Annotated in this window: 22 protein-coding genes; 7 read left to right on the top strand and 15 right to left on the bottom strand. The window is 64.8% G+C overall.

Features of this window, described 5'->3' with window-relative positions:
• Nucleotides 1-9: 9 nt before the first annotated feature.
• The 13 genes from NGK70_RS00835 to rpmH all read right to left on the bottom strand — a co-directional run bounded on the left by NGK70_RS00835 (nt 10) and on the right by rpmH (nt 16,104).
• Nucleotides 10-477 (bottom strand): cyclic nucleotide-binding domain-containing protein, encoded by a 468-nt coding sequence (locus NGK70_RS00835; protein WP_251971502.1) that lies wholly within the window; start codon nt 475-477, stop codon nt 10-12.
• 324 nt (nt 478-801) lie between these two features.
• Nucleotides 802-3,987: a BPTD_3080 family restriction endonuclease gene (locus NGK70_RS26415; RefSeq protein ID WP_310742568.1), complete on the bottom strand. Its 3,186-nt coding sequence runs from the start codon at nt 3,985-3,987 to the stop codon at nt 802-804.
• Nucleotides 3,984-4,655, bottom strand: coding sequence for a hypothetical protein (locus NGK70_RS00825; protein WP_251971501.1), 672 nt, complete (start codon nt 4,653-4,655; stop codon nt 3,984-3,986). The genes NGK70_RS26415 and NGK70_RS00825 overlap by 4 nt, the downstream gene beginning before the upstream one ends.
• A complete protein-coding gene (locus NGK70_RS00820; protein WP_251971500.1) occupies nt 4,652-7,468 on the bottom strand; it encodes a site-specific DNA-methyltransferase in 2,817 nt (938 codons plus the stop codon). Before NGK70_RS00820 ends, NGK70_RS00825 begins: the two co-directional genes overlap by 4 nt.
• A 336-nt stretch (nt 7,469-7,804) precedes the next feature.
• On the bottom strand, nt 7,805-8,923 hold the full coding sequence (locus NGK70_RS00815; protein ID WP_251971499.1) for a tyrosine-type recombinase/integrase: 1,119 nt from the start codon (nt 8,921-8,923) through the stop codon (nt 7,805-7,807).
• 2 nt (nt 8,924-8,925) lie between these two features.
• Complete coding sequence (locus NGK70_RS00810) at nt 8,926-9,405, bottom strand: helix-turn-helix domain-containing protein (protein ID WP_251971498.1); 480 nt, start codon at nt 9,403-9,405, stop codon at nt 8,926-8,928.
• Nucleotides 9,406-9,780: a helix-turn-helix transcriptional regulator gene (locus NGK70_RS00805; protein ID WP_251971497.1), complete on the bottom strand. Its 375-nt coding sequence runs from the start codon at nt 9,778-9,780 to the stop codon at nt 9,406-9,408.
• 381 nt (nt 9,781-10,161) lie between these two features.
• Nucleotides 10,162-11,349 carry a tyrosine-type recombinase/integrase gene (locus tag NGK70_RS00800; RefSeq protein ID WP_251971496.1) on the bottom strand — a complete coding sequence of 396 codons (1,188 nt, stop codon included), beginning with the start codon at nt 11,347-11,349 and terminating at the stop codon, nt 10,162-10,164.
• A gap of 183 nt (nt 11,350-11,532) precedes the next feature.
• Complete coding sequence (gene mnmE, locus NGK70_RS00795; protein WP_251971495.1) at nt 11,533-12,963, bottom strand: tRNA uridine-5-carboxymethylaminomethyl(34) synthesis GTPase MnmE; 1,431 nt, start codon at nt 12,961-12,963, stop codon at nt 11,533-11,535.
• 444 nt (nt 12,964-13,407) lie between these two features.
• The gene (yidC, locus tag NGK70_RS00790) at nt 13,408-15,093 is read right to left on the bottom strand and encodes a membrane protein insertase YidC (RefSeq protein WP_251971494.1); all 1,686 of its coding nucleotides are present in this window, start codon (nt 15,091-15,093) and stop codon (nt 13,408-13,410) included.
• Nucleotides 15,090-15,416, bottom strand: coding sequence for a membrane protein insertion efficiency factor YidD (gene yidD, locus NGK70_RS00785; RefSeq protein ID WP_251971493.1), 327 nt, complete (start codon nt 15,414-15,416; stop codon nt 15,090-15,092). The genes yidC and yidD overlap by 4 nt, the downstream gene beginning before the upstream one ends.
• A 38-nt stretch (nt 15,417-15,454) precedes the next feature.
• Nucleotides 15,455-15,928, bottom strand: a complete 474-nt coding sequence (locus NGK70_RS00780; protein ID WP_251971492.1) for a ribonuclease P protein component — start codon at nt 15,926-15,928, stop codon at nt 15,455-15,457.
• 41 nt (nt 15,929-15,969) lie between these two features.
• Nucleotides 15,970-16,104 carry a 50S ribosomal protein L34 gene (gene rpmH, locus NGK70_RS00775; protein WP_251971491.1) on the bottom strand — a complete coding sequence of 45 codons (135 nt, stop codon included), beginning with the start codon at nt 16,102-16,104 and terminating at the stop codon, nt 15,970-15,972.
• A 390-nt stretch (nt 16,105-16,494) separates the two neighbouring features.
• Between rpmH and dnaA the strand changes: the two genes are divergently transcribed.
• The 6 genes from dnaA (at nt 16,495) to NGK70_RS26590 (ending at nt 23,177) form a co-directional block, all read left to right on the top strand.
• Nucleotides 16,495-18,021, top strand: coding sequence for a chromosomal replication initiator protein DnaA (gene dnaA, locus NGK70_RS00770; RefSeq protein ID WP_251971490.1), 1,527 nt, complete (start codon nt 16,495-16,497; stop codon nt 18,019-18,021).
• A 123-nt stretch (nt 18,022-18,144) separates the two neighbouring features.
• Nucleotides 18,145-19,296: a DNA polymerase III subunit beta gene (gene dnaN, locus NGK70_RS00765; protein ID WP_251971489.1), complete on the top strand. Its 1,152-nt coding sequence runs from the start codon at nt 18,145-18,147 to the stop codon at nt 19,294-19,296.
• 126 nt (nt 19,297-19,422) lie between these two features.
• Entirely contained in the window at nt 19,423-21,996 is a 2,574-nt protein-coding gene (gene gyrB / locus NGK70_RS00760) for a DNA topoisomerase (ATP-hydrolyzing) subunit B (RefSeq protein WP_251971488.1), read from the top strand.
• A gap of 167 nt (nt 21,997-22,163) precedes the next feature.
• Nucleotides 22,164-22,448, top strand: coding sequence for a BrnT family toxin (locus NGK70_RS00755; RefSeq protein WP_251971487.1), 285 nt, complete (start codon nt 22,164-22,166; stop codon nt 22,446-22,448).
• Nucleotides 22,420-22,752, top strand: a complete 333-nt coding sequence (locus NGK70_RS00750; RefSeq protein WP_251971486.1) for a helix-turn-helix domain-containing protein — start codon at nt 22,420-22,422, stop codon at nt 22,750-22,752. The genes NGK70_RS00755 and NGK70_RS00750 overlap by 29 nt, the downstream gene beginning before the upstream one ends.
• Nucleotides 22,753-22,814: 62 nt before the next feature.
• A complete protein-coding gene (locus tag NGK70_RS26590; protein ID WP_428985560.1) occupies nt 22,815-23,177 on the top strand; it encodes a nucleotidyltransferase family protein in 363 nt (120 codons plus the stop codon).
• Here NGK70_RS26590 and NGK70_RS26585 read toward each other — a convergent pair.
• Together NGK70_RS26585 and NGK70_RS26580 are read right to left on the bottom strand one after the other, a co-directional pair.
• Nucleotides 23,160-23,687, bottom strand: a complete 528-nt coding sequence (locus NGK70_RS26585; protein WP_428985597.1) for a primase 1D-like protein — start codon at nt 23,685-23,687, stop codon at nt 23,160-23,162. The two genes, NGK70_RS26590 and NGK70_RS26585, sit on opposite strands and share 18 nt — an antisense overlap.
• Nucleotides 23,688-23,740: 53 nt before the next feature.
• Nucleotides 23,741-23,821, bottom strand: a complete 81-nt coding sequence (locus tag NGK70_RS26580) for a hypothetical protein (protein ID WP_428985596.1) — start codon at nt 23,819-23,821, stop codon at nt 23,741-23,743.
• 88 nt (nt 23,822-23,909) lie between these two features.
• On the opposite strand from NGK70_RS26580, the gene NGK70_RS00745 reads away from it, so the two are divergent.
• Nucleotides 23,910-24,923, top strand: a complete 1,014-nt coding sequence (locus NGK70_RS00745) for an IS701 family transposase (protein WP_251969112.1) — start codon at nt 23,910-23,912, stop codon at nt 24,921-24,923.
• Nucleotides 24,924-25,168 lie beyond the last annotated feature (245 nt).

Raw genomic sequence — 25,168 nt, 5'->3', positions numbered from 1 at the left:
GGCGTGGGATCAGGCCACCGCGATATGCAGTGCCATGTTGGCCCGCATGCGCGCCACCAGCACCGCCCCGGCGGCACGCATCACCTCGATGGCAATGGCGGGAGCACGCTGCACCAGTTCCTCGAAGCGCGGCAGGTGCAGCGCCCAGACGGTCACGGCGGTCATCGCTTCGACGTTGGCTGAATGCGGTTGGGCGCTGAACAGCCCGGTTTCGCCGACGATCGCGCCAGGGCGCAGCATGGCGATGCGTGACAGCGCCGGTGCGGCGCCCGGCACGTAGACCTGCAGGGTCCCGCGGGCAAGGAAGTAGGCAGTGCGGTCCGCATCGCCCTGGCGGATCAGCAGATCCCCGGGCCGGGCCTGGTAGCCCGTCAGGTAGGCTCCCAGGGTGCGCCACTGTGCCGCGTCCAGGCGGGCGTGGAAGGCGTCGTCGGTGTTGAGCGACTGCACGGCCTGCACCAGTTCCTCGATACCCATCCGGTTCTCCAATCCCAGCGACTTCGTACCGGCCTCCCCTTGGCCGTACCGTCCGCGCGAAAAAACAGCAGCGATCTGGCAAATCGCCCATCGGCATTGTGCCCTGCGGCCGGCCCACGGCGAACCACGACCTTGACGCGTGTACGGGTCGAGACGCCATGGCGCAACAGCGTCGCAGTGGGGCAGCCTGCTGCGCGGCCCTTACTTGCCGATGCAGAATAGGAAAAATGTACTTAAGTCCATGAATTGGAACGAGTTTTATGACACTGATCGTTTATTTGGACTCATTCTTGGACTTCAGTGGGCGTGCGTCGGCTCCAGCGATCAAGATTGCATGGTCAGTTCGGACTGTAGTCCGATGATGCCCGTCAGCTTGTCCAGCAGCTTCATCAGGTCCGGCGGCTGCCGAACGATGTGATAGCTCCACCGGCCGAAGCGCCCGTCGTTGTTGACGGCCGTACACCAGCGGTGCGCGGCCTGGGCCTTCACCTCGGCATCGCCTAGCTGGCCCTTCACCTCGACCATCAGGCGCTCACCGGTCGTCAGGTCCACGATGAAGTCGGGCAGGTAGCGTCGGCGGATTCCGTCCTTGCGGTACGGCACGATGAAGCCCAAGTGGTCATTCTTGACCCACTTGGCGACGCCCTCGTGGGCGTCCAGGGCCGTGGCCGCCGCCTGCTCCCAGGTCTTCGTGTCGGCGACGATGGCGTTCAGGTGGCACTTCTGCACCGGCCAGGGCTGCCGGCCGGTGAAGAACTCGACGTGTCGCGTCGAGCGCTCGCCCGCCGGACCCGGCACGATGATGGGCCGCTCCTGCGTCTTGCCGCTTTCGTCCACCGGCACCAGCGAGTCGAACAGGATGCCCACCGCCTGCTGGAAGTACGGGTTCAGCGCCACGTCCTGCGGCGCCCGATTGCCCGACAGCTTCAGCTTCTCGGCCAGGAACCGGGTCGTGTAGCCCAGCAGTTGCGGGAACAGCCGATGCGTCGGGATGACATCGCCACGGTCGGCCAGCCACTGCTGCGTCAGCACCTTGGCCATGGTGAAGGCCACCTGCTGCACCCGCACCTTGGCGCGCCACTGCTCCAGGTTCACCACGTCGGCCGCGCCGGGGCCGTAGGCGGCCAGGGCGCCGTCCTGGGTGGTCAGTCCCTTCATCAGGGTCACGTCCGGCACCGTCATCGGGTTCAGCTCCAAGGTTGGCACCTTGGGCCAGTCCATGGTCAGCCGGGTCACGCCGGGGTCGGTGTAGCCCTCCACCACCGGGAAGGCCAGCTCGAACTGCGCCTTGGCCGGCACGGCGTAAATCTGGTTGGCCGGCGGTGACGGTGGCTGCTGGGCGCCGCCCTCCACCTTGAATGGAATGAGCTCGAACGGCACGCCGAAGACCTTGGCCGTCTCCTCGCGGAAGAAGCCCGTGGCCTCGTCCACCGCGTAGGACGTGCGCCGCAGCGCGCGGCCAACCACCTGCTCACACAGCAGCTGCGAGCCGAAGGGGCGCAAGCCCACCACGTGCGTCACGGTCGTGGCGTCCCAGCCCTCGGACAGCATGGCCACGCTGATGATGCAACGCACGTCGCGGCCGGGCGGCACGCTGGCGTCGATGGTCACCAGGCCGTTGTCGTCGTCCTCCAGGGCCTTGCGGTTGTGCTTCTCGACCATGGCCACGTACTCTTCGGGCACCTTGTTGCCCGGCCAGCCGGTCTTGCCGATGGTCTCCAGCACGAAGCGCAGGCGCCGCGCCTCGTCGTTCTTGCCACCGCCCTCGGCGATGTCCTCGGCCACCTTGCTGTCCACCCGCACGGTCCACTCACGACCGGGGGCGTTGCGGAACTGCTCGGGCGCCGCGCCGTAGGTGGCGTTGCCGTTGGCCAGCCAGTCGTACAGCTCTTTGGCGAGCGCGGTGTCGCGGCACACGATGATGAAGACCGGCGGCACGTCGGTCTTGCGGTGACCAGCCTTGAACTGCGCCGACCACTGCTCGGCCGTCTTGCGCCACTCGTCAGCCAGTTGCACGATGGGCTGCGTGGCGTAGCGCATCAGCACGTCGGGCGTGAGCTTGCCGCTGTGGCCTTCCTTCTCGGCAATCTCCTGCACCCACCGCCACACGTTGAAGTAGGCGGGCGTCTCGGTGCCGCCGATGTCCTGCGTGGGCAGCTGGGGAATCTTCACTAGGCCGGCTTCGATGGCCTCCAGCAGGCTGAAGTCGGACACCACCCAGGGGAAGGGCTTGCCCACCTCATTGCCGCTGCCCTGGATGAAGAACGGCGTGGCCGACAGGTCAACGCACAGCCGCACGCCATTGGTCCGGCCTCCCAGCGCCTTGTTGATGCGGTCCAGGCCTTCAATCCACACCGTCGCCTCGCGGGCATCGACCTCGGCCGTTTCCTCGTCGATGGCGAAGGTGTCCTCCGCGTCGAGCTTGCCGCGCCGGTAGGCGTGGTGGGCCTCGTCGTTCATCACCAGAATGGCCGAGCTGCGCCCCTTGCGGTTGCCCAGCACGCGGCGCAGGAAGGCGGTGTCGCTCTCGTAGTAGCGCACCTCCTTCACCTCGAAGCCGGTGAGCTGGCCCTTGTTGTCCCGCAGCTCGCGCAGGATGTCGAAGGCGCCGGTCAGCGCCTGCTGCCGGATGTCGGCCTCGGTCACCGCGTCCTTGCCGCCCACCTTCACGGTGCGCAGCTTCTCCACCGGCACGCCGCGCTTCACCACCTTGGCCGACGTGCCGTTCACATCGGTCAGCTCGCGCCGCTCCAGGTTGTGCCAGTTGGTGATGAAGACCTCGCCCTTGCGCAGGTCGGGCATGCGGTGCAGCGGCACGAGTTGCCGGGTGCGGTACAGGCTGAGCTCGTCCAGGTTGGGGTCGAGCTCGCGCAGCCGGTCGCGGATGGTGACGTTCGGGCAGACGATGAGCACCGTGTCCGAGTAGGCCGAGGCCTGCGGCTGCGCCACCTTGTTCAGGATGGACCAGGCCGACAGCATGCCCATCACCGTGGTCTTGCCGCTGCCAGTGGCCATCTTCAGCGCGTAGCGCACGAAGGCCTTGTACCCGTCTGCCTTGGCGTCGTCGCCCGGCTCGTCGCTGGGCACGTTGATGCCCTGCTTCAGGTCGTCTGGCCCTTCCACCAGGAACAGCACCGTCTCCACCGCTTCGAGCTGGGCGAAGAACAGCCGCTGCGAGCGGTCAGGCGAACGCCACAGTTCCAGCAGTTCCCGCGTTACCTTGGTGGCGCCGGCATAGTCGCGCTCGCGCCACTCGCGCAAGCGCTGGCGGATGAGGTTGGCCAGGTCCAGCAGGTATTCCTGGCCCTTCGATGCGTCGTCCAGCAGCGACTGCTGGCCCTTGGCCTTGCGCCCGCGCGCTGCACGGTCGGGCACACGGAAGAAATACGAGGCCAAGCGCCGGCCTGGCCGCTTCTCCGGGTGCTTGCCCTCTTCGATGTGCCAGTGGAAGGCCGGCGGGTCGTAGGGCGAGTTGATGATGGGCGCTTCGACGGCGTTGATTTGGCTCATTGCGGCTTCCTCACCTTCAGCACCGCGCAACGTTCGGACATCAAGCTCATGTCCTTGCTAAGGCCCGTCTCCAAGAGATGCATGCCAATCAGCGACAGCGCGCCTTCGTCCTGCAAATCACTCGGGAACTGCCTGCCCGTGACCACCACTTGGCGGAAAGCGAGCGCCCCGACCAGTGCATCCCGCTCGTGCAGCGAAACGCCCTCCACGACATCAATCGGCACAACGACTCCAGCCCGACTGGTGATGAAGGCCTCCCAGAAGAAGAATTGGCAGCGGCCTTCCTGCACTTCGTGCCAGCGCGTTGTACCGGTCGCGGTCCCCGCCATCTCGGCCATTCGAGCCAGCACCCAATTGGTCTGAGCCAACCCGGTCGCCAGCACTGAGGCACCCGGGCCGCCGCACCAGTTCAGTCCCTCCTCGCCGATGCGGCAGTCGGTCATCGTGGCCACGTCTGCACGCTTCGGCACGTAGAGCGGGCACTCGAACCCGATGGCGATGGTGCGGCCGCTGCGGATGTGAGGTTCCAGCAAGGCGATGAAGGCTGGGAGGTCGCGTCCCGTCACCTGAGTTTCGCCGTGAAGCAGAGCCCAGCCGACGTTGCCCCTCTTGGGCGAACCAATGTCCACGCAGGCGACGACTGCAGGTGCAAACCGTTCTTCGTTCATGCGCGGACATCCAGCACGCGCATCAGCTCGTTACCGCGCTCGTCGATGACCTTCACCGCCACGCGGCGCTTCGGCCCGATGGGGAACGGCTCGCTCACGGTGCCGGCCAGGTGCTCCCACACCGACGGGTCGAACTCGGCCTTCAGCGATTTCTGCAGGTTGTCCCACGCGGCGGTCTTGGGGAAGAAGACCTGGGTGGCGTAGAAACACATGCCGTCGTAGTCGGTGTCCAGCATCCACGCCGGCAGGTTCTGCGCAGGGATGTCCTCCTGGTCCATCGTGGCCGGGTTGAAGATGTCCAGGCCGCGCAGCTCGACCTCGTACAGGTCGGCCCCGTCGTCGTTCTTCTTTCCGGCCTTGCGCACCACGGCGTCAGGCAGGCCCGTCACCGAGAAGATTTCGCTGGCGCGGCTGGTCTTCAGTAGGTCGCTCATGGCCACGTCCGGTGTGACCGTGACGTAGGTGCAGGGCACGCGCAGCTTGGCGCGGTCTTCCAGCAGCTCGCGGGCCTTGGCCTGGATGGCGAAGCCGAAGAAGTACAGGTGCGGGAACTTCAGGAAGTAGGCCTCGCGGGCAGCCTCGAACACCACGTCGGACGAGATGGCGCCGTCCTCAGGGCCGAAGACCACGGCGATGCGGTTGCCCTCGGCGTCCAGGCCCTCGGCATGGATGGCATCGCTGTCGGTCATGCGGCGGATGTCGGCCAGCACCAGTTCGCGGTTGCCGGGCAGGCGCAGCGTCTTGGACTGGCGCAGCACCTGGGTCATGCGCTCGATGTGCGTCGCGGGGTCGTTGTACCGGCCAGCGGGTTCGGCCACGTGCAAAGGCAAGCCGCCGTTGGCAGCGTCGGCATCGCCCAGAGCGGCATCCAAACTCTGGGCCTCGGAATCCGCCGGCATGCTCTCTTCGAGCTCGACTGTCTGCGCGGGCGCGATGGTTGCCTCAACTACGAACGGGCCGGCAACCCGGGTCACCTTGTCATTCACCTCCGGCCGGTCCACCAGTACTTCCATGGCCGGCTGCTCGTCATTGGCGATGGACTTCAGGGTGATATGCGGCACTAAGCCGCCGACCTCTTCGCCCTTACGGTTCTGCTTGCGTTTGTAGACGAAGCCACCGGCCGGCCCTCGTTGGTGGTCCTTGAGTTCGTAGAAAGGGAACGTAGCAGTAAGCAACCGTTGGCGCGCCAGTGCAAGCGGCACCCGCGACGTGTCACAAGTAATCCAGCGCCGCCCCCATTGTTCTGCCACATATGCGGTGGTTCCTGAACCGCAGGTTGGGTCAAATACCAAGTCGCCTGGCTCACTGCACATTAACATGCAGCGTTGTATGATTTTTGGCGATGTTTGAACCACATATAACTTGTCCGCCATGAAGCTCGCGCCAACGTCGGACCAATTGTTATCCAGCGGATAAAGCGGAAAATCATCAAAGAATCGAACATAACCGACGCGACTGTCGGTTGCCTCAAGTCGGCCGGCAGCCTGCAGTCGAGACATCCCCTGCTCATTTGTTTTCCATCGAGCCTGAGCACCAGGCCGATAAGCGCGTCCGTTTATTTCAACAGGAAACCAGCAAGCAGCCCCCTCCCCCTTCTCACGACCCATACTCTGGCTGGTCAGATTGTCAAGGCTGTAGATTTTTGACCCTGAAGGAAGCAGAGTCGGGTCAGTGATTTCGGCCTTCGCTAGCGCTCGTCGAGTGCCATCAGGAAGAAGGACGCGGTTGTAGTTGGTGGCCCCGTCGCCTCCCAACTGCTTGCGGAGATAAAAGGGTCGATACTTGAGGCGAGTAATATCTCGCCCATACCAGACAACATAGTCGCATGTTGCCGGCAGATAGTTAACCGTGGCCGAGGTCGTCTTCTGGACTGTGATGATGGCTACAAAGTTTTGTGGACCGAAGACCTCGTCGAGAAGCTCCCTGACATGGTGCAGATTGTCGTCGGATATTTGCACAAATACGCTTCCGCTTTCGTGCAAAAGCTCCCGGGCAGCCATTAGGCGGTCTCGGAGGTAGGTAAGGTAGGAATGAAGTCCTAGCTCCCAAGTGTCCCGATAGGCCTTAACCATTTCGGGTTCACGCGACATCTCGGCGTCAACACTATGCTTAACGTCGCGCTTGCGAACGAACGGCTGAAAGTTCGAGCCGAACTTAACGCCGTACGGCGGGTCCATGTAAACCATTTGGACCTGACCGCCCAGACCCTCGAATTCCAGCAGCGAATTCATCACCTGCAGGCTGTCCCCGAGAATCATCCGGTTCTGCCACGGCCCCTTGTGCTCGTAGGCATCGAGCTTGTCGGTCACGTCCAGCCCGCCGCCGTCGCCGAACAGGTCGTAGGTGGTGCCCTTGGCCTTGCGGTGCTTGATGCCTTCCAGGATAGCCTTGGTCGAGTGCCGTTCGTGCACGAACAGCGGCACCGTGGGCACTGAAATCTGGTGGCGCTCGGCCTTGCCGGTCCAGTTCAGGAAGGGCTGGCTCAACGCCTGCAGCAGGTCGGCAGCCGCCTTCAGCGACTGCACCTGCACGCCACCGCCGGCCCACACCTGCGGCGCGGTGAACACCGCCGCCTCGCCTTCGGTGGCGCAGCGCTGCACCAGTCCCAGCAGCCATTCGGCCAAGTCGCGGTCGCGGTTCTCGTCCCAGCTCAGGGCTGGGTCCAGGCTGCTGTCGTAGCGGTAGGTCTTCGGCGGCTTCTTGGTGTTGAACTGGTCCTGCACGCCGACATCAGGGCGCTGGGTGGCCAGTTGGCTGTGGTGGTAGTTGCTGGTCTGATTCGGCGCGGCAATCGTGTTCTTCTTGCTGACCAAGACGTGCTCCCTTTTGAACTCTGGTGAATGACAGCGACCTGAACTGCAAATGCTAGGTCAATCACGCATCTTCGCCGAACGGGGCTGGCTAACGCGGCGGGCACACAGAATGATCACTTGGGCATAGTTCACGGCAATGCTCTCGAAGGAATGCATGCGCCTGACGGCGTACTACCAGCGAGACGCAACCGCGCGCGCACATCGATCCGCATGGCATTGCCTTCGCGAGCCGCGACACCACTCATCGGCCAGTCACGTGTTTGCCGGGGCTCGGTCTAGCGAATAGGCATTGCGGTTCGTTCTTCGTTGTTGAGTCGAGGTACGGAGAGGTGTAACTCAGTGTCGCCCTCCCGCTGACAACAGCCCGCCGCGCTGCAGCGCCTGGGCGAGAAAGGCTGCGAGTGCCTCCGGGTTTTGAGCCGTGCCCGGTTGGGGCACCGCCAACGCCTTGATCAGTTCGCCCTGCCGGCGCGGCGCCACGGTGCCGTAGCTGTAGAACGTGGTCAGCACGCCCTCGTGGCCCAGGTTCTGGCTCCAGGCCTTGAACTCCTCCGGGGTGTGGCAGAGGGTTTCGCCCAGCTGCGCCAGCGTGCGGCGGAAGCTGTGCGGGTTGAAGTAGGGCAACCCGGCCGCCTTGAAGGCTGCGCGGAAGATGGCTCGCACCGGTGAGGCGTTGGCCCAGCCGGCACGCTCCAGCCCGGTGGCCTCGAACTGCCCGGAGACACCCACCTCGATCCGGGTGGCGGGAAAGAGCGGGTCGTCGAGCCCCCACAGCCGTTCGGTGCGCAGGTGGCACACCCACGCCTCGGCGATGCGGCGGACCTCGTCCCCGACCGGGAAGAAGTAGCTGGTGAAGGTCTTGCTGAACTTCGTTCGCACCTCCCGCGCGTCCTGGTGGATGCTGCCCTGCGCCAGATCCACGTGCTTGAGCCGCAGCGAGGCCAGCGCGCTGTCACGGGCCCCGGTCAGCAGTGCGAAGGCCACCAGGGCCCGGTCGCGCATCTCGATGTCGCTGTCCGCCGACATGGACCGGATGACGTGGAGCACCTGCTCCATCGTCGGCGCGGGCCGCTCCCGCCGGGCGGTGGCCACACGGGCGTCCTTTTCGGACAGGTTGAAGTAGTCCGCATCCGAGTAGTTCAGCCGCGAGCGGTAGCCCGGCTGCAGCGCCAGCCACTGAAAGAAGCGCTTCAGATGCGACAGCGTGGCGTGCTGGGTGGCCTTGCTGAGCTTTTCGCCGGTGACCTGGCTGTCCCGGTCGGCCAGTCGGCGCTTGAAGGCCACTGCCTGCTCGGGCCGGAAGTTGCGGAAGTCCCGGTACTGCGTTTCCGCCTCGAACCGTGCCAGGGCCTTGGCGACGGCGTCCACCGAGGGCTCGCTCTGCCGTTTGGCCTCCTTCAGAAAGCCGAAGTACTGGCGCTTGACGCGCTCGTTGTCGGGGTGATGTTTGCGCATGTTCAGGCTCCTGCCTTGAAGTCACAGATTCCGGAGGGGATGGGGCTCTTGGCTATGTGCTCCCCCGCCTCCGTCTCCTGAATGCGCAGGCTGCCCAGGACTTCGGTCATCCGGGCGGTGGATACGCGGCGGAACAGCCCGGTGCCGCAGACCGGGCAGCGGCCGATCAGGTTGCCGTTGGTCGGGGTGATCAGGCGGTAGCCAACGACCCCGCCCACTGGCTCGCGCGGGACGCGGCAGCGCAGGCAATAGATCTCGCCGGCCCCACAGGGCTGCTTGTTCCGGTTGCGCTTTTTCTCCAAGAACTCGGCCAGCGCCTGACCGCGAACCAGCACGGGCCGTCGCTCGTCGATCACACCCAACCCGGCCTTGATCCAGGCGCGCACGGTGTTCTTGTGCACGCCGTAGAGGCGGGAGACTTCCTCGACCGAGTAGGTGCGGTGGATCTTCGCCAGCCGGGGGTTCAGGCTGCGGGTGCCCATTCATCGCTCCTCCATGGCAGCGGCCAGCATTGGGTCCCCGACTCTGGTGAGATGGAGGCGGTGCACCAGCTCGCGGATGCGCGCGTCGGTCAGTCCGGCGATGCGTGCCGCGTTAAGTGCCGAGACTTCTCCGGCCGGCCAGCCCACGGCCCGGGCGCCCAGCGAGATGGGCCGGGTCCAAAGGCCCTGCGAGATCCGCAGGTAGATGGTGGAGCGGGAGTACCCCGTTTCGTGTTCGACCTGCCGGCGGCGCAGGATGGTCAGACCGGAATGGGGTGGGCGTTGTTCGGTCAGGCCCGGGTATCGCGTGGAATCGTGCGTTCTCTGCACATGGTTCTCCAACAAGCGGATCAATCCCTTGCCGGAGGTCGTCACAACGCCTCCCGGGGTGGCAATCACCTTCAGGATGAGTTGTAATCGACAGCTGTCAGCCGCTCAAAGTTGACAAGGCGCTCCGGCGCCAGAAGGCCCTTCGGTGTTGCAACCACTGCGGGGCCTTCGTCTTTTCCCTGGTGATCCATCCAGTTCCAAGATGAGCAAGTCTAGACCGAGATTTACCGAGCTGCTGTGGATAACTCTGTGGATTTCTCGGGGTCAACTGGTGCCGAAATCATCATGTCGGCGCTGAAAATTCAATTCAGACAGTGACTTGTGAGTTATCTCATGGATCACATGGTGATTGCCTGATTCTTCATCAGACGTCGGTTGCTACGCGTCCTGAATCGGTTCTTGAAGGCCTCGCCCTCGCCTTTTTGGTCAGACCGTCTGCTCTTGGTGGCTTGGTCGGCCAACAAACTCGGCCCAGAACCCCAGCATCTCGCGGCGCTGCGGTGCGTACTCCGCGCGGTTGTAGATGCCACGGACTCCACCGATCGTGTGGTTCAGGGCCTTTTCGACCACGTCCGAGGACCAGCCGTGTTCGTGGAGAAGGGTGGATGCGGTGCGGCGCAGGTCATGGACCGTGAAGGCGGGAATATCCTGGCCTGCCAATGACACCTTCAATGCACTATTGATGGCGTTATGCGCGAAAGGCTTCTCCGGATGGGCTCGTCCCGGCAAGATCAGGGGGCTGCCGCCCGCCAGCCGCTTCAGCTGCTGGAACAGCTCGACAGCCTGCGGCGCCAGATAGACGATGTGGGGCTTGCCGGTCTTCGAGTGCTCGACTGGGATGTGCCATTCCGCGGCGTCGAGGTCCACATGCTCCCATCTCGCCAGCAGAAGTTCCGACTTGCGAACCATCGTCAGCAGGATCAGTCGCAGGCCGATCTTGAATTGCCGGCGGATGTTCGATTCATCCACTGCCCGTAAGAAGGTGCGGATCTCGGCGGGTGAAAGCGTACGCTCCCTGGGCTTGGCCTTGTGCACGTGGCGCATCGGCAGCGCCGAGACGGGGTTGACCGTCGCCACGCCACAGGTGATCGCGTAGTCGAACATCCGCTTGAGCACGCCCCTCAGCGCTCCTGCCGCGGCGTCGAAGCCTTCCTCCTTCTTGCGCCAGATGATCGAGCGAGCGTCCTCCGCGGACACGTCCTTCATCGCCTTGGATCCGATGGCGGGGATGATCGACTTGTCGAAGTAGCGCCGGGGCAGCGTCACGTTCTTCCAGTCGCGCGCGACGATCTCGCGGAAGTACTTTTCGCCGAACTCGGCAACGGTTGTGGCTGCAGCCCGGCCGGCTTTGGCCAGCTGCTTTTGCTGGGCGGGTGACTCGCCCATGGCCACCGCGTGGGCCGCTTCGTCCCGCTTCAGGCGGGCGTTCTTCAGGGTCAGATCCGGGTACTTGCCGAGCGACAGCTTTTCCTGCTTCCCGTTGAGCCGGTACCGGTAGCGCCACACGACCCCGCCCGTCGGGAAGACCTCCACGTAGAGCCCTCGCTCATCCGCGAGGGTGTAGGTCCGCTCCCTGGGCTTGAGTGCCTTCAGCGCAGTGTCGGTGAGTGCCATGCAGCCTCCGTGAGTCCAAGTTCATGGGATCCGGCGCGCCATTCACCTTCTTGGAGGTGAACTTGGACACGAGAGCAATGTGCTCTTGGTGGACCAGGTTGGACATTCTAGGAAGCAACATCCTTGTAAAACAAGGAGTTGTGGTGTCTTTCAAGACCTCATGAGATGGTCTTGGAAGTGACTCTACTTTCCGATGCAGAAGCGGCTGAAGATGACGCCCAGCAAGTCGTCGGGCGTGCAGGCGCCGGTGATTTCGCCCAGCGCGTCGTGCGCCAGGCGCAGCTCCTCGGCGAGCAGGTCCAGCGCGGCGTCGGACTGGCCGGCCCAGGCCTGGGCCTCGGCGAGGTGGGCCTGCGCGGCACGCAGTGCCTGGACGTGGCGCTCCCGCGCGAGGAAGACGCCGTCTGGCGCAGCATGCCAGCCAGCCAGCTGCAGCAGGGTGCGGCGCAGCTCGTCCAGGCCGGCGTGGGTGCGGGCGGACAGCACGATGGCGGAGGCGCCGTCGTCCGCCCGCATGGCCGGAGCGGCGGCGACGGGCTGGGCGGCGAGGTCGACCTTGTTGTAGACGTGCACAAGCCGCGCCCCTGCCGGCAGGCGCGCGGCAATGGCCTCGTCGGCAGCGACATAGGCGGCGTCATCCTGGCGCGTCAGGTCGTGCAACAGCAGTACTGCATCGGCCTCGGCGATGGCCTGCCAGCTGCGCTCGATGCCGATGCGTTCCACCTCGTCGCTCGCCTGGTCGCTTTCGCGCAGGCCGGCGGTGTCGACGATGTGCACCGGCACGCCCTCGATCTGCAGCGTCTCGCTGACCTTGTCGCGCGTGGTGCCGGGGATCGGCGTGACGATGGCCAGCTCCGCGCCGGCCAGCGCATTGAGCAGGGAGCTCTTGCCGGCGTTGGGCTGCCCGGCGATCACCACCTGCAGGCCCTCGCGCAGCAGGGCGCCCTGGCGGGCCGTGTCGATGACGTGGGCCAGCTGCGCGTTGGCCCGGCTCAGGCGGCCGCGGGCGTCGGCGCGTTCGAGGAAGTCGATTTCCTCCTCGGGGAAGTCCAGCGTGGCCTCCACCAGCATGCGCAGGTCGACGAGCTGGTCGCGCAGTGCGCCGACCTGGCGGGAGAACTCACCGGCCAGCGAACGCGCCGCGCTGCGCGCCGCCGCCTCGGTGCTGGCGTCGATCAGGTCGGCCACTGCCTCGGCCTGTGCCAGGTCGAGCTTGTGGTTCAGGAAGGCCCGCTCGGTGAACTCGCCCGGGCGCGCCAGGCGCAGCCCCGGCAGGCAGGGGCTGCCGTGCGCATCGGGGGCGGCCGCCGCTTCCAGGCAGCGCGCCAGCAGCAGCTGCAGCACCACCGGGCCGCCGTGGGCCTGCAGCTCCAGCACGTCTTCGCCGGTGTAGCTGTGCGGCGCCGGGAAGTACAGCGCCAGGCCGTGGTCGATCGGCCGGCCGGCCGCGTCGCGCAGCGGCCCATAGCTGGCCACCCGGGGCGTCAGATCGCGACCTGTCAGCGCGTGCGCCAGCGGGGCCAGGGCGCGGCCGGACACGCGCACGATGCCCACCGCCCCCCGGCCGGGAGCGGTGGCGATGGCAGCGATGGGTTCGTCATGGCGGGGCAGCATGGGGGCGATTGTCCCTGCGGCCGCCGGACCGTGGATCAAGGGGTGCAGCACGATGAAAAAAGCCCCGCTGGACCGAGGTCCGGCGGGGCTGCAGCGGCATGGAACGGGGGGCTGTGCGCGGAGAAGCGCCAGGGCGCTGCGGCAGGGCAAATGTGGCGCGGGGGGAAGCGGCCGGTTCGTCCGGCTTCGACCTCCCGAGCTGGGGACATCGCTGCGAATCCGTGGGTCGCGAAGACCGCAGGAACAGCAGCGACGGCCTCAGGTCTGCCCCGCTGTCCGTATGGTGCGCGAAGCGTCAGGTGGCCTCAACCCCCTGTTCTGGTTCCTCCGCGCTGCTCCGTGGACCGCAGCACGGGACAATTCCACGCGACGCGGTGGTGCCGCCCATTTCGGGGCCGGGCTGGCACTGTCCGTGCGGTCAGCCCCGCCGCGTGGCGGCGATCTTCACTTGTTCAGCCCGAGCTGCCGGTTGATCATCCACTGCTGGGCGATGGACAGCAGGTTGTTGGTGAACCAGTAGAGCACCAGGCCGGCCGGGAAGAAGAAGAACATCACGCTGAAGGCCAGCGGCATGATCCACATCAGCTTGGCCTGGACCGGGTCCGGCGGCGTGGGGTTCAGCCAGGTCTGCAGCACCGTGGTCAGCGTCATCAGGATCGGCAGGATGAAATACGGATCCTTCACGCTCAGGTCCGTCACCCAGCCCAGCCACGGGGCGCCACGCATGTCGACGCTCGACAGCAGCACCCAGTACAGCGCGATGAAGAACGGCATCTGGATGAAGATCGGCAGGCAGCCGCCCAGCGGGTTGACCTTCTCCTCGCGGTAGATGCGCATCATCTCCTGCTGCATCTTCTGCGGCTCGTCCTTGTAGCGCTCGCGCAGTTCCTGCACCTTCGGGTTGATGGCCTTCATCTTGCCCATCGAACGGTAGGCGCTGGCGTTGAGCCAGTAGAACGCCGCCTTCAGCAGCACCACCAGCGCGACGATGGCCCAGCCCCAGTTGCCGATCATCGAGTGCAGCTTGTGCAGCAGCCAGAACAGCGGCTTGGCCAGGATGGTCAGCCAGCCGTAGTCCTTCACCAGGTCCAGACCAGGTGCCAGGGCCTCCAGCTTCTTCTCTTCCTGCGGGCCGACATACAGGCGCGCGTCCAGCGTCTTGGCGGCACCCGGGGCCAGGCTGCCCAGGGGCACGGTCATGCCCACCGCGTAGAGGTTGTTGCCGACCTTGCGGGTGAAGAACTCGCGCTGCGCCTTGTCCGACAGGAGCCAGGCCGAGGTGAAGTAGTGCTGCACCATCGCGACCCAGCCGTTGTCGGCCTGGGTTTCATGGCTGGGCTTGTCGGTGGTGCCGCGCTTCTCGATGTCCTTGAACTCGATCTTCTGGAACTTGCCGGCATCGGTGTACACCGCAGGGCCGGTGAAGGTGCTGTAGAAGCTCGACTCGTTCGGCGGCGCGTTGCCGTCGCGCACCAGCTGGTAGTAGGCCTGCACGTTGGCCGCTGCCGCGCCCGTGTTCTGGACCTGCTGCTGCACGCCGATGCTGTAGTCGCCGCGGCGGAAGGTGTAGGTCTTGACCAGCTTGACGTCACCGGCGGTCGCCTCGAACTGCAGCTTCAGCTCGTTCTGGCCGTCCGCGAGGGTGCGCTCGCCGGGCAGCAGCGTCATCACGGTGAAGTGATTGGGCAGCGTCGCGCCGGCCGTGGCGGTGATCAGCCCGGTCTCGGCGGTGTAGGCGCGCTGGGCCGAACGGTCCAGCAGCGTGATGTTGTGCTTGCCGTCACCAGCCTGTTCTGTGTAGCCAAGCAACTCGACGCGCACCAGGCTGCCACCGCGGGTGTCCAGCGTGGCGTTGACCGTGTCGGTGCGGACCTCGACTGTCTCGGACGGTGTGGCCGCGGCCGTACCAGGCACGGCCACGGCCGAAGCGGCGGCAGCCGGTGCGGTGGCGCTGGTGCTGGTCACGGGAGCGGGGACGCCGGCCGATCCGTTCGCGGCGGGTGCGCTGGCGGCGGGCTGCGTGGGGTCGAACATCGACGGCTGGCCGTTGTGCCGGTTCCAGCCGTCCCACAGCATCACCAGCGACATCGAGAAAACACCCCACAGCAGGGCACGGCGCATGTCGGTCATACGGAGGTCTTTCGGGATTCGGAAGCCGGCGACCCGGTCGGGGCGGCGGCGGACTCGGCGGCGCTGGCGCGCCCGAGCAGGGCGGTGAACAGTCCGGCCCCTGTGGGAGGCACCGGGTCATGGCCGCCCGCGCACCAGGGGTGGCAGCGGCCGATGCGGGCAGCGCTGAGCAGGCCGCCGCGCAGGGCGCCGTGCCGTTCGAGCGCCGTCAGGGCATAGGCGGAACAGGTTGGCTCGAACCGGCAGGACGAGCCCAGCCAGGGACTCAGCAGCAGCCGGTAGCCACGCACGAGCCCGATCAGCAGCTGGCGAGGCCACGCCATCGGCGACGACCACCCGGCTCGGGTGGGCCAGGCAGCGTTCACCGCGCCGCCTTTCCGGAGGCGGCCGGTCCGCCCGACCTGACGCGGCGTGCCGCATCGCGCAGCAGACCATCCAGCTCACTGCGCACGGCCTGCTGCAGGGGCTCGGAGGCCGCCGACGTGAAGGCCTGGCGATTGATGCCGGCGCGCAGGCGCAGCACCCACTCGCCGCAGGGCAGTTCGGTGAGCCGCTCACGCACGTGCGCGCGCATCTGACGCTTGATCAGGTTGCGCGTCACGGCGCGGCGCGCGTGCCGCTTGGGCACCACCATGCCCAGCATCAGGATGTCGTTTCCCGATGCAGGCCCGCTGGAATCATCCACAGGGGGCGACGGATCAAGGGTCGCGGCTGTTGACAACTTGGCGGGTGGCAGATAGTGCACGCTGAAATGGGTCGACCGGGCACAAGGACGCTGACCCATGGCCGCCTCGAAACGGGCGGACGCGGTCAGGGCGCTCAGGGTCTGTGCCAAGCCGGGTTCCAGCGGGGCGGCCAGGGCAGCCCCGTGCTCGATCAGAGAGCGATGCGCTTGCGGCCCTTGGCGCGGCGAGCGTTGATGACCGCACGGCCACCGCGGGTCTTCATGCGCACCAGGAAGCCGTGGGTGCGGGCGCGGCGAACCTTGGACGGTTGGTAAGTGCGTTTCATCTTGGATCCTCAGGGGCGGTGATGCGGCAGTGATGCGGCGGTGAAGCAGAAGCGGCCAAGCCACCCGGCCATCGACGGAAGGTCGCCGATGGTGCGTGATGGGGTCAGCCGGGGGCGGCACTGCTGAACAGTCGCCCCGGTGGTTCGTCAAACAGTCCCGCAGCGACGACTTGGTGCCGCCTGCGCAAAGCCCAGGCAAACGCACCCCGGCCACGCTCCAGGGAACCCGCGATTACAGCAAGAAACGACCGGGGCGTCAACGTATCCCGTCGTCTTTCCATCCCGGTCGCAGGGTTGACCTGCCTCTCCAAACTGTGGATAACCATATCTCGAAGCCAGGGGATGTGGCTACAATCGCGCCCCTTCGGAAAAGTTGTCCACACCAAAAACATGATCACGGACCTGTGGGAGCGTGGCTGCGAGCGCCTGGCAGCCGAGCTGCCCGAGCAGCAATTCAACACCTGGATCAAGCCCCTGCCGGCTGCCGACGTCTCGGCCGCTGCCGACGGGTTGCGGGTGGGGCTGCGCGTCCCGAACCGGTTCAAGCTCGACTGGATCCGCACGCAGTACGGCTCGCGCATCGAGTCGGCGCTGTCAGAGTTGGCCGGCCAGCCGGTGCGGCTGGAGCTGTCGCTGCTGCCGCGCGGCCCTGAGCAGCGCATGGCGGCCCCGGCGGGCAGCGACACGGCCATGCGCGTCATCGCCCCGGCGCCGTTGTCGGTCGGTGCGATGCTCGACACCTCGCTGGTTACGCCAACCGCTGGCTCGATGCCCGCGGGTCGCGCGTCCTTGCGCCGCCCGGTGCGTGCCGAGGAGCCTGGCCACGTCGCGGGTGCCGCGGCACCGGGGGTGTCTGCCGCGCCCGCGCGTGGCGCACTGCCGGCCCCGGCCAGCAACATCGGCCGGCTCAACCCGGCCCTGACCTTCGAGACCCTGGTGCCCGGGCGGGCCAACCAGATGGCCCGCACCGCGGCGCTGCATGTGGTGGGTGCGCCCGGCCAGATGTACAACCCCTTGTTCATCTACGGCGGCGTCGGCCTGGGCAAGACCCACCTGATCCACGCGGTGGGCAATGCCCTGATCCGCAACAACCCCGACGCCCGGGTGTTGTACCTGCATGCCGAGCAGTTCATCTCCGACGTGGTGAAGAACTATCAGCGCAAGACCTTCGATGAATTGAAGGCCAAGTACCACTCGCTGGACCTGTTGCTGATCGATGACGTGCAGTTCTTTGCCGGCAAGGACCGCACCCAGGAGGAGTTCTTCAACGCCTTCGAGGCGTTGCTGGCCAAGCGCGCGCACATCATCATGACCAGCGACACCTACCCCAAGGGGTTGGTGGACATCGACGAGCGGCTGACCAGCCGCTTCGACGCCGGCCTGACGGTGGCCATCGAGCCGCCGGAGCTGGAGATGCGCGTGGCCATCCTGCTCAAGAAGGCCCAGGCCGAAGGCGCCGGCATGCCCGAGGACGTGGCCTTCTTCGTCGCCAAGAACGTGCGTGCCAACGTGCGCGAGCTCGAAGGGGCGCTGCGCAAGGTGCTGGCCTACGCCAGGTTCTCGCACAAGGAGATCAGCATCAACCTGGCGCGCGAGGCGCTCAAGGACCTGCTGTCGATCCAGAATCGCCAGATCTCGGTGGAGAACATCCAGAAGACGGTGGCGGACTTCTACAAGATCAAGATCGCCGACATGTACTCCAAGAAGCGCCCGGCCAGCATCGCCCGGCCGCGCCAGATCGCGATGTACCTGGCCAAGGAGATGACGCAGAAGAGCCTGCCCGAGATCGGCGAGCTCTTCGGCGGACGCGATCACACGACGGTGTTGCACGCGGTGCGCAAGATCGGCGGCGAGCGCCAGAAGAACACCGAGCTGAACCAGCAGCTGCACGTCCTGGAGCAAACGCTCAAAGGCTGAACCGGCGCGGCCGGAGGCTGCACCGTTTTCAGGCGAAAATAGCGCGTTTGCGGCCGCTCGCATGCGCGCGCGTGGTCCGTGTCCTGGTCACCGATGACCCCCCCGACGAGAGAGACACCCCTCATGATCGTGCTGAAGGCAACACAGGAAAAGGTGCTGGGCGCCTTGCAGGCCGTCTCCGGCATCGTCGAGCGGCGCCACACGCTGCCCATCCTGGCCAACGTCCTGATCCGCAAGCAGGGCGGGCACACCGAGTTCACCACCTCCGACCTGGAGATCCAGGTGCGCACCGCGGCCGAGCTGGGTGGCGACGAGGGCGCCTTCAGCACCACCGTGGGTGCGCGCAAGATGATCGACATCCTGCGCACCCTGCCCGCCGACCAGGTGGTCACGCTCAGCGCGGCGCAGAACAAGCTGACGCTGGCCGGTGGCAAGAGCCGCTTCACGCTGCAGACCCTGCCGGCCGAGGACTTTCCGCTGGTGCAGGAGTCGGCCGAGTTTGGCCCCAGCTTCAGCGTGCCGCAGAAGACGCTCAAGGGCCTGATCGACCAGGTGCACTTCGCGATGGCGGTGCACGACATCCGCTACTACCTCAACGGCATCCTCTTCGTCGCCGAGGGCCGCACGCTGACGCTGGTGGCCACCGACGGCCACCGCCTCGCGCTGGCGCAGGCGACGCTGGACGTCGAGATGCCCAAGCAGGAGGTCATCCTGCCGCGCAAGACCGTGCTGGAGCTGCAGCGCCTGCTGAAGTCCGAGAAGGACGACAAGTCCGCCCCCAAGGACGCCGAGGGCAATGTGGAGGAGTCGCGCATCGAGATGCGCTTCGCCGACAACCAGGCCAAGTTCAGCTTCGGCGGCATGGAGTTCGTCACCAAGCTGGTCGAGGGCAAGTTCCCCGACTACAACCGCGTCATCCCGAAGAACCACCGCAACCACGTCACCCTGGGCCGTGCCCCGCTGCTGGCCAGCCTGCAGCGCGCGGCCATCCTGACGAGCGAGAAGTTCAAGGGCGTGCGCATCAACTTCGAGCCGGGCACCCTGCGCATCGCCGCCAGCAACGCCGAACAGGAAGAGGCCAAGGAAGAGCTGGAGATCGACTACGGCGGCGACGCCATCGAGATCGGTTTCAACGTCACCTACCTGATCGACGTGCTGGCCAACGCCAGCACCGAGATGGTGATGCTCTCCCTGCAGGACGCCAACAGCTCCGCGCTGGTCACGATTCCCGAACAGGCCGGCTTCAAGTACGTCGTGATGCCGATGAGGATCTGACGATCCCCATCGGCATTGCTGCCGTGCTTTGTGCACCCCCTGCCCCCGCCAAGCGGGGGCGCCAGCCAGGGGGTTGCCCGGGCCGCCTGTCCTGCGGACGGCCGGCCCTCATTGTTTCAAGACACCATGACCGAATCCACCACCCCGATCCCCGCTGAACCGACGCCCGAAGAGCAGGCTGCTACGGCGGCAGCATCCGCCGCGGCCTCTGCGGCTGCATCGGCCGCGGCCTCCGCAGGGTACGGCTCGGACAGCATCCAGATCCTGGAAGGGCTGGAGGCGGTGCGCAAGCGCCCGGGCATGTACATCGGCGACACCTCCGACGGCACCGGCCTGCACCACCTGGTGTTCGAGGTGGTCGACAACTCCATCGACGAGGCCCTGGCCGGCCACTGCGACGACATCGTCGTCACCATCCACACCGACAACTCGATTTCCGTCACCGACAACGGCCGCGGCATCCCCACCGGCGTCAAGATGGACGACAAGCACGAGCCCAAGCGCTCGGCCGCTGAAATTGCCCTGACCGAGTTGCACGCTGGCGGCAAGTTCAACCAGAACAGCTACAAGGTTTCCGGCGGCCTGCACGGCGTGGGCGTGAGCTGCGTCAACGGCCTGAGCAAGTGGCTGCGCCTGACCGTGCGCCGCGACGGCCAGACCCACTACATGGAGTTCCGCCAGGGCGTGCCGCAGGACCGCCAGATCGAGGTGCGCGATGGCTTCGAGGTCAGCCCGATGCGGATCACCGGCGAGACCGACAAGCGCGGCACCGAGGTCCACTTCCTGCCCGACACCGAGATCTTCCAGCACAACACCGAGTTCCACTACGACATCCTGGCCAAGCGCCTGCGCGAACTCAGCTTCCTGAACAACGGCGTCAAGATCCGCCTCGTCGACGAGCGCAACCAGAAGGAAGACAACTTTGCCTACGCTGGCGGCGTCAAGGGCTTCGTCGAGTTCGTCAACAAGGGCAAGAAGGTCCTGCACCCGAACATCTTCCACGCTCGCGGCGACAAGATCAGCGACAACCAGACCAACGTCGGCGTCGAAGTCGCGATGCAGTGGAACGAGAGCTACAACGAGAACGTGCTCTGCTTCACCAACAACATCCCCCAGCGTGACGGCGGCACCCACCTGACCGGCCTGCGCGCGGCGATGACCCGCATCATCAACAAGTACATCGAAGACAACGAGATCGCCAAGAAGGCCAAGGTCGACATCACCGGCGACGACATGCGCGAGGGCCTCGCCTGCGTGGTCAGCGTCAAGGTGCCCGAGCCCAAGTTCAGCAGCCAGACCAAGGACAAGCTGGTCAGCTCCGAGGTGCGTGCGCCGGTGGAGGACATCGTCAGCCGCCTGCTGAGCGACTGGCTGCTCGAGAACCCCACCGACGCCAAGACCATCTGCGGCAAGATCGTCGACGCTGCGCGCGCGCGCGACGCCGCCCGCAAGGCCCGCGAGATGACCCGCCGCAAAGGCGTGCTCGACGGCATGGGCCTGCCCGGCAAGCTGGCCGACTGCCAGGAGAAGGACCCGGCGCTCTGCGAGATCTACCTGGTGGAGGGCGACTCCGCCGGCGGCTCGGCCAAGCAGGGCCGTGACCGGAAGTTCCAGGCCATCCTGCCCCTGCGCGGCAAGATCCTCAACGTCGAGAAGGCCCGCTACGAGAAGCTGCTGGCCAGCAACGAGATCCTCACGCTGATCACCGCGCTGGGCACCGGCATCGGCAAGGGCATGGGCGGGGACGACTTCAACCCCGACAAGCTGCGCTACCACCGCATCATCATCATGACCGACGCGGACGTGGACGGCGCCCACATCCGCACCCTGCTGCTGACCTTCTTCTACCGCCAGATGCCCGACCTGGTCGAGCGCGGCCACATCTACATCGCCCAGCCGCCGCTGTACAAGGTCAAGCACGGCAAGGCCGAGCAGTACCTCAAGGACGCCTCCGCGCTGGACGACTACCTGCTGCGCGTGGCGCTGGATGGCGCCCGCGTCGACCCCGCCAACGGCCGGCCGGTCATCGCCGCGGCCGACCTGTCCGAACTCGCGCGCCAGTACGTGCAGGCCAACAACGTCATCGCCCGCCTGTCCAACTGGATGGACGTCGAGGCCCTGCGCGCCATCGCCGACGGCCTGGCGCTCAACCTGGACGACGCTGCCAGCTCCGAGGCCAGCGCCGTGGCGCTCAAGGGCGCGCTGCACGACGCCGAGGTGGCGGCCGAATTCGACGCCCGCAGCGACAAGCACCACCTGCGCATCAGCCGCCGCCACCACGGCAACATCAAGAGCAGCATCATCACCGCCGACTTCGTGCACGGCGCCGACTACGAGGCCCTCAGCCGCGCCGGCCTCACCTTCAACGGCCTGCTCGGCGCGGACGCCACCGTCAGCCGCGGCGAAGGCGAGAAGCAGAAAACCGTCAAGGCCGGCGACTTCCGTACCGCCATGGCCTGGCTGATGCAGCAGGCCGAGAGCAGCGTGGGCCGCCAGCGCTACAAGGGCCTGGGCGAAATGAACCCCGAGCAGCTCTGGGAAACCACGATGGACCCGACCGTGCGCCGCCTGCTGCGCGTGCAGATCGAGGACGCCATCGAGGCCGACCGCGTCTTCACCATGCTGATGGGCGACGAAGTCGAACCGCGCCGCGAGTTCATCGAGACCAACGCGCTGCGGGCGGCGAACATCGACGCGTGAGCGTTGCTGGCGGCCTGCAGGGCGACGAGCGAGCGACGTGACTTGCGGCGCGCCTCGGGCCTGCTTTCAGCACTTGAATCGCACCTCGAGCCGCCCCGCACGTGCCCGCCCTGCGAGGTCGGCGACATGAGGCGACATGAGGTAGGCCATTGACCTACACTTGCGCCATGGATTTCGAATGGGACGACGCCAAGAGCGACGCCTGTTTCCGGGAGCGGGGCTTCGACTTCGAGTACGTTGCCCAGGCCTTTTTCGACCCCGCGCGGCACGTCATGCCCGACGATCGCCGCGCCTATGGAGAAGATCGCTTTCGGCTCCTGGGGCGCATCGACGGACGCCTGTTCGTCGTGGTCTACACGCCCCGGGCCGGGGCGTTGCGCATCATCTCGGCCCGCAAGGCCAACACACGTGAGGTCAAGCGTTATGACGGTCACCCGCAAGAAGCTCACTGAGCCTGTCAGCGGCCAGCGCGTGGGGCGCATCGACACTGCGCGCGTTGACGGCACCACCGAAGCGGACGTCTCCCGTCAAGCCCTCGCCGACGACCGTGAGGCGATGCAGGACGCTGCCCAGTTCGCCCGCCAGGTACGCCAGCGCATGGGCCTGAGCCAAGCCGAACTCGCGAGGCGCATCGATGTGTCGCTGGAGACCATCCGCAACTGGGAACAGGGAAAACGCAGCCCGACCGGTGCGGCCAAGGCCCTGCTGCGATTGCTGGACAAGGCGCCGGAGCTCGCCTTGCAGACCCTGCGTTAGGGTGCCACCTCAACCCTGAGCGGCGCTTGACGGCCTGCCAACCGGCACCGTTCACTACACCCATGGCCGTCCCCCGCTTCATCACCGACGGCCGCGATGACATCGCCGCCTTCTGCCGGCGACACCATGCCCGGCGGCTGGAGCTGTTCGGCTCGGCCACCCGGTCAGACTTCGATCCCGCGTGCAGCGACCTCGACTTCCTGGTGTCCTTCGACGAACTCCCGCCCGTGGCCTACTACGACGCCTTCTTCTCGCTCAAGGAAGGGCCTGGAAGCGATGTTTGGTCGCCAGATGGATCTGGTTGTCGAGCGGGCGGTTCGCAACCCCAACCTCAGGCAGCGCGTGGACGCCGAGCGGTAGTCCGTGTATCCAGCCTGAAGTTGGAAAGCCCTTCAGTGCGATTGAGTCTATCGAAGAACTGCTAGCTTTTCGAAATCAATCCTTGTTGGAAGTCCGGCATATGTTCCAGAGTTGTTGGACCACCTAAGTGCCGAATAACCCCCAACAAGCCGATGCCCAACCCACCTGGAGTCAATTAGATTGGGCCCATTTCTCGGATTGATCAACAAGAGCCTCCCCATGAAATCAATCCACTCTAGCGGAGACAGGAGTCTAGTCGAATATGCGTGGTATGACCTGCCACTTGTATATAACGCAAGATTCAAGAATACCGCTCTTGGAAGATATTGATGCAAGCGATCTATAAAATACCGATCCAACGATGTCTCAATCGCGAAATCAATCATTGGAATGTGAAAACTTCGCTTGTTTATCTTTACAATTGAGTGAAATGCCAACTCTTGTGTCGTCTCGAGATTGTCTATTTCTTTGTTGACCCATGAGCTATTTGCTGTACCTCCATGCACCCGTATGACGTCCCTAGAATCAAGAAGAGTGTCGGGAACGTAGATGTACTTGCTGAATTCAAATGTCATCCTCTCATCAGCAAGCAGATCCTGCATAAAATAGTAGGGGTGTCGTGGGTCTATCACTTAATTCTTATGCCCTCAAGCACTTGATAGGTTTCAAGGGCGAAATCATCTGTCATTCCAGCAATAAAGTCAATGATTAGTAGGACTTACGCAAACGTTTAAATCAAACTAGATTATTTAATATATCGGCGCCGATTTCGTGGTATTTGTGATAATATATTCACCATGAAACCCACGAGCCGAGACTACTGCCAATTTCTGATATCCACACAAATCAACTACACGCAGACCTATTTTGCGGATCACCATCAGAGGTTTTCTCATGACGCCATAAATCGCTACTTGCAGGCTGCCAATATCAGCCCGGCCGATGTCTGGAATCTGGCCCGACGAAACATCGAATTTGACGACGATGCCTGCCTGGTTTTCGATGACAGCGTTCTGGACAAGAACCACTCGCACAAAATCGAGCTGGTGCGCAAACAGTACAGCGGCAACGCCCACGGCCTGATCAAGGGCATTGGGGTGGTCAACTGCCTGTACGTGAACATCAAGACCGGCCACTACTGGATCATCGACTGGCGCATCTATGCGCCTGACGAAGACGGCAAGTCCAAGCTGGATCATGTCCAGGAGATGTTCGACAATGCCATGGCGCACAAGAAGCTGCCCTTTCGCACCGTGCTGATGGACTCCTGGTACGCCACCATGGATCTGATGAAGCACATCCACCGGGCGGGCAAGCACTTCTACTGCCCGCTCAAGAGCAATCGCAAGGTTGACGACAGCCAAGGCCAGCAGCCCTACAAGGCGGTCAGTACGCTGCAGTGGAGTGCCCAAGAACATGTGCATGGCAAACACGTCAAACTGTTCAAGTTTCCCAGTGACATCAAGCTGAAACTGTTCCGGGTTGTGGTTGATACCAATCGCACGGACTGGGTTGTGACAAACGACCTATCTCAAGATTCGACGGACGATACGCATGAGATGTGTGCCGTGCGCTGGAAGATTGAGCAGTACCACAGGGAGATCAAGCAGGTTCTTGGCATCGAAAAATGTCAGTGCAGAATGGCCCGGTCACAGAAGAATCACATCGCCTGCGCGATATTGGCCTGGGTCCACCTCTGCGAGACGGCCAAAGCGCTGAAGACAAACATCTACAGCCTGAAGAAGGGAATCCTCTCGGAATTCCTCAAGAAGGAACTTCGGTCACCAACCATTCGCATGGCACCCATCTGACATATTGAGTCGAAATGGCGAATCATTGCGCTAGCTGAAGTGACCCTGCGTAAGTCCTAATTAGATGCGCCCGCCTCGACTGCTCGTCCCCTCGGTCCAGTATCGAGTATTTCTCAATGTATCTCTTCGGCAACCTTCGAAGCAAGTGTCCATGAAAATCAAGATTCTGAGCTTTAATTTTTTCGCGATCGTCCGACAGCAATGCATTGAAATTATCTGCCGATAGCGAACGCAACTGCCCAAAA

The sequence above is a fragment of the Sphaerotilus microaerophilus genome (genome assembly GCF_023734135.1).
GTDB classification, from domain to species: Bacteria; Pseudomonadota; Gammaproteobacteria; order Burkholderiales; family Burkholderiaceae_C; genus Sphaerotilus; species Sphaerotilus microaerophilus.
This window is presented reverse-complemented; position numbering and strand designations above follow the sequence as displayed.

What these genes read in the sequence shown, in the direction of transcription:
- NGK70_RS00835 (WP_251971502.1), bottom strand. Translation starts at nt 477, where the DNA reads ATGGGTATCGAGGAACTGGTGCAGGCCGTGCAGTCGCTCAACACCGAC.
- NGK70_RS26415 (WP_310742568.1), bottom strand. Translation starts at nt 3,987, where the DNA reads ATGAGCCAAATCAACGCCGTCGAAGCGCCCATCATCAACTCGCCCTAC.
- NGK70_RS00825 (WP_251971501.1), bottom strand. Translation starts at nt 4,655, where the DNA reads ATGAACGAAGAACGGTTTGCACCTGCAGTCGTCGCCTGCGTGGACATT.
- NGK70_RS00815 (WP_251971499.1), bottom strand. Translation starts at nt 8,923, where the DNA reads ATGCGCAAACATCACCCCGACAACGAGCGCGTCAAGCGCCAGTACTTC.
- NGK70_RS00810 (WP_251971498.1), bottom strand. Translation starts at nt 9,405, where the DNA reads ATGGGCACCCGCAGCCTGAACCCCCGGCTGGCGAAGATCCACCGCACC.
- NGK70_RS00800 (WP_251971496.1), bottom strand. Translation starts at nt 11,349, where the DNA reads ATGGCACTCACCGACACTGCGCTGAAGGCACTCAAGCCCAGGGAGCGG.
- mnmE (WP_251971495.1), bottom strand. Translation starts at nt 12,963, where the DNA reads ATGCTGCCCCGCCATGACGAACCCATCGCTGCCATCGCCACCGCTCCC.
- yidC (WP_251971494.1), bottom strand. Translation starts at nt 15,093, where the DNA reads ATGACCGACATGCGCCGTGCCCTGCTGTGGGGTGTTTTCTCGATGTCG.
- yidD (WP_251971493.1), bottom strand. Translation starts at nt 15,416, where the DNA reads ATGGCGTGGCCTCGCCAGCTGCTGATCGGGCTCGTGCGTGGCTACCGG.
- rpmH (WP_251971491.1), bottom strand. Translation starts at nt 16,104, where the DNA reads ATGAAACGCACTTACCAACCGTCCAAGGTTCGCCGCGCCCGCACCCAC.
- dnaA (WP_251971490.1), top strand. Translation starts at nt 16,495, where the DNA reads ATGATCACGGACCTGTGGGAGCGTGGCTGCGAGCGCCTGGCAGCCGAG.
- dnaN (WP_251971489.1), top strand. Translation starts at nt 18,145, where the DNA reads ATGATCGTGCTGAAGGCAACACAGGAAAAGGTGCTGGGCGCCTTGCAG.
- gyrB (WP_251971488.1), top strand. Translation starts at nt 19,423, where the DNA reads ATGACCGAATCCACCACCCCGATCCCCGCTGAACCGACGCCCGAAGAG.
- NGK70_RS00755 (WP_251971487.1), top strand. Translation starts at nt 22,164, where the DNA reads ATGGATTTCGAATGGGACGACGCCAAGAGCGACGCCTGTTTCCGGGAG.
- NGK70_RS00750 (WP_251971486.1), top strand. Translation starts at nt 22,420, where the DNA reads ATGACGGTCACCCGCAAGAAGCTCACTGAGCCTGTCAGCGGCCAGCGC.
- NGK70_RS26590 (WP_428985560.1), top strand. Translation starts at nt 22,815, where the DNA reads ATGGCCGTCCCCCGCTTCATCACCGACGGCCGCGATGACATCGCCGCC.
- NGK70_RS26585 (WP_428985597.1), bottom strand. Translation starts at nt 23,687, where the DNA reads ATGACATTTGAATTCAGCAAGTACATCTACGTTCCCGACACTCTTCTT.
- NGK70_RS00745 (WP_251969112.1), top strand. Translation starts at nt 23,910, where the DNA reads ATGAAACCCACGAGCCGAGACTACTGCCAATTTCTGATATCCACACAA.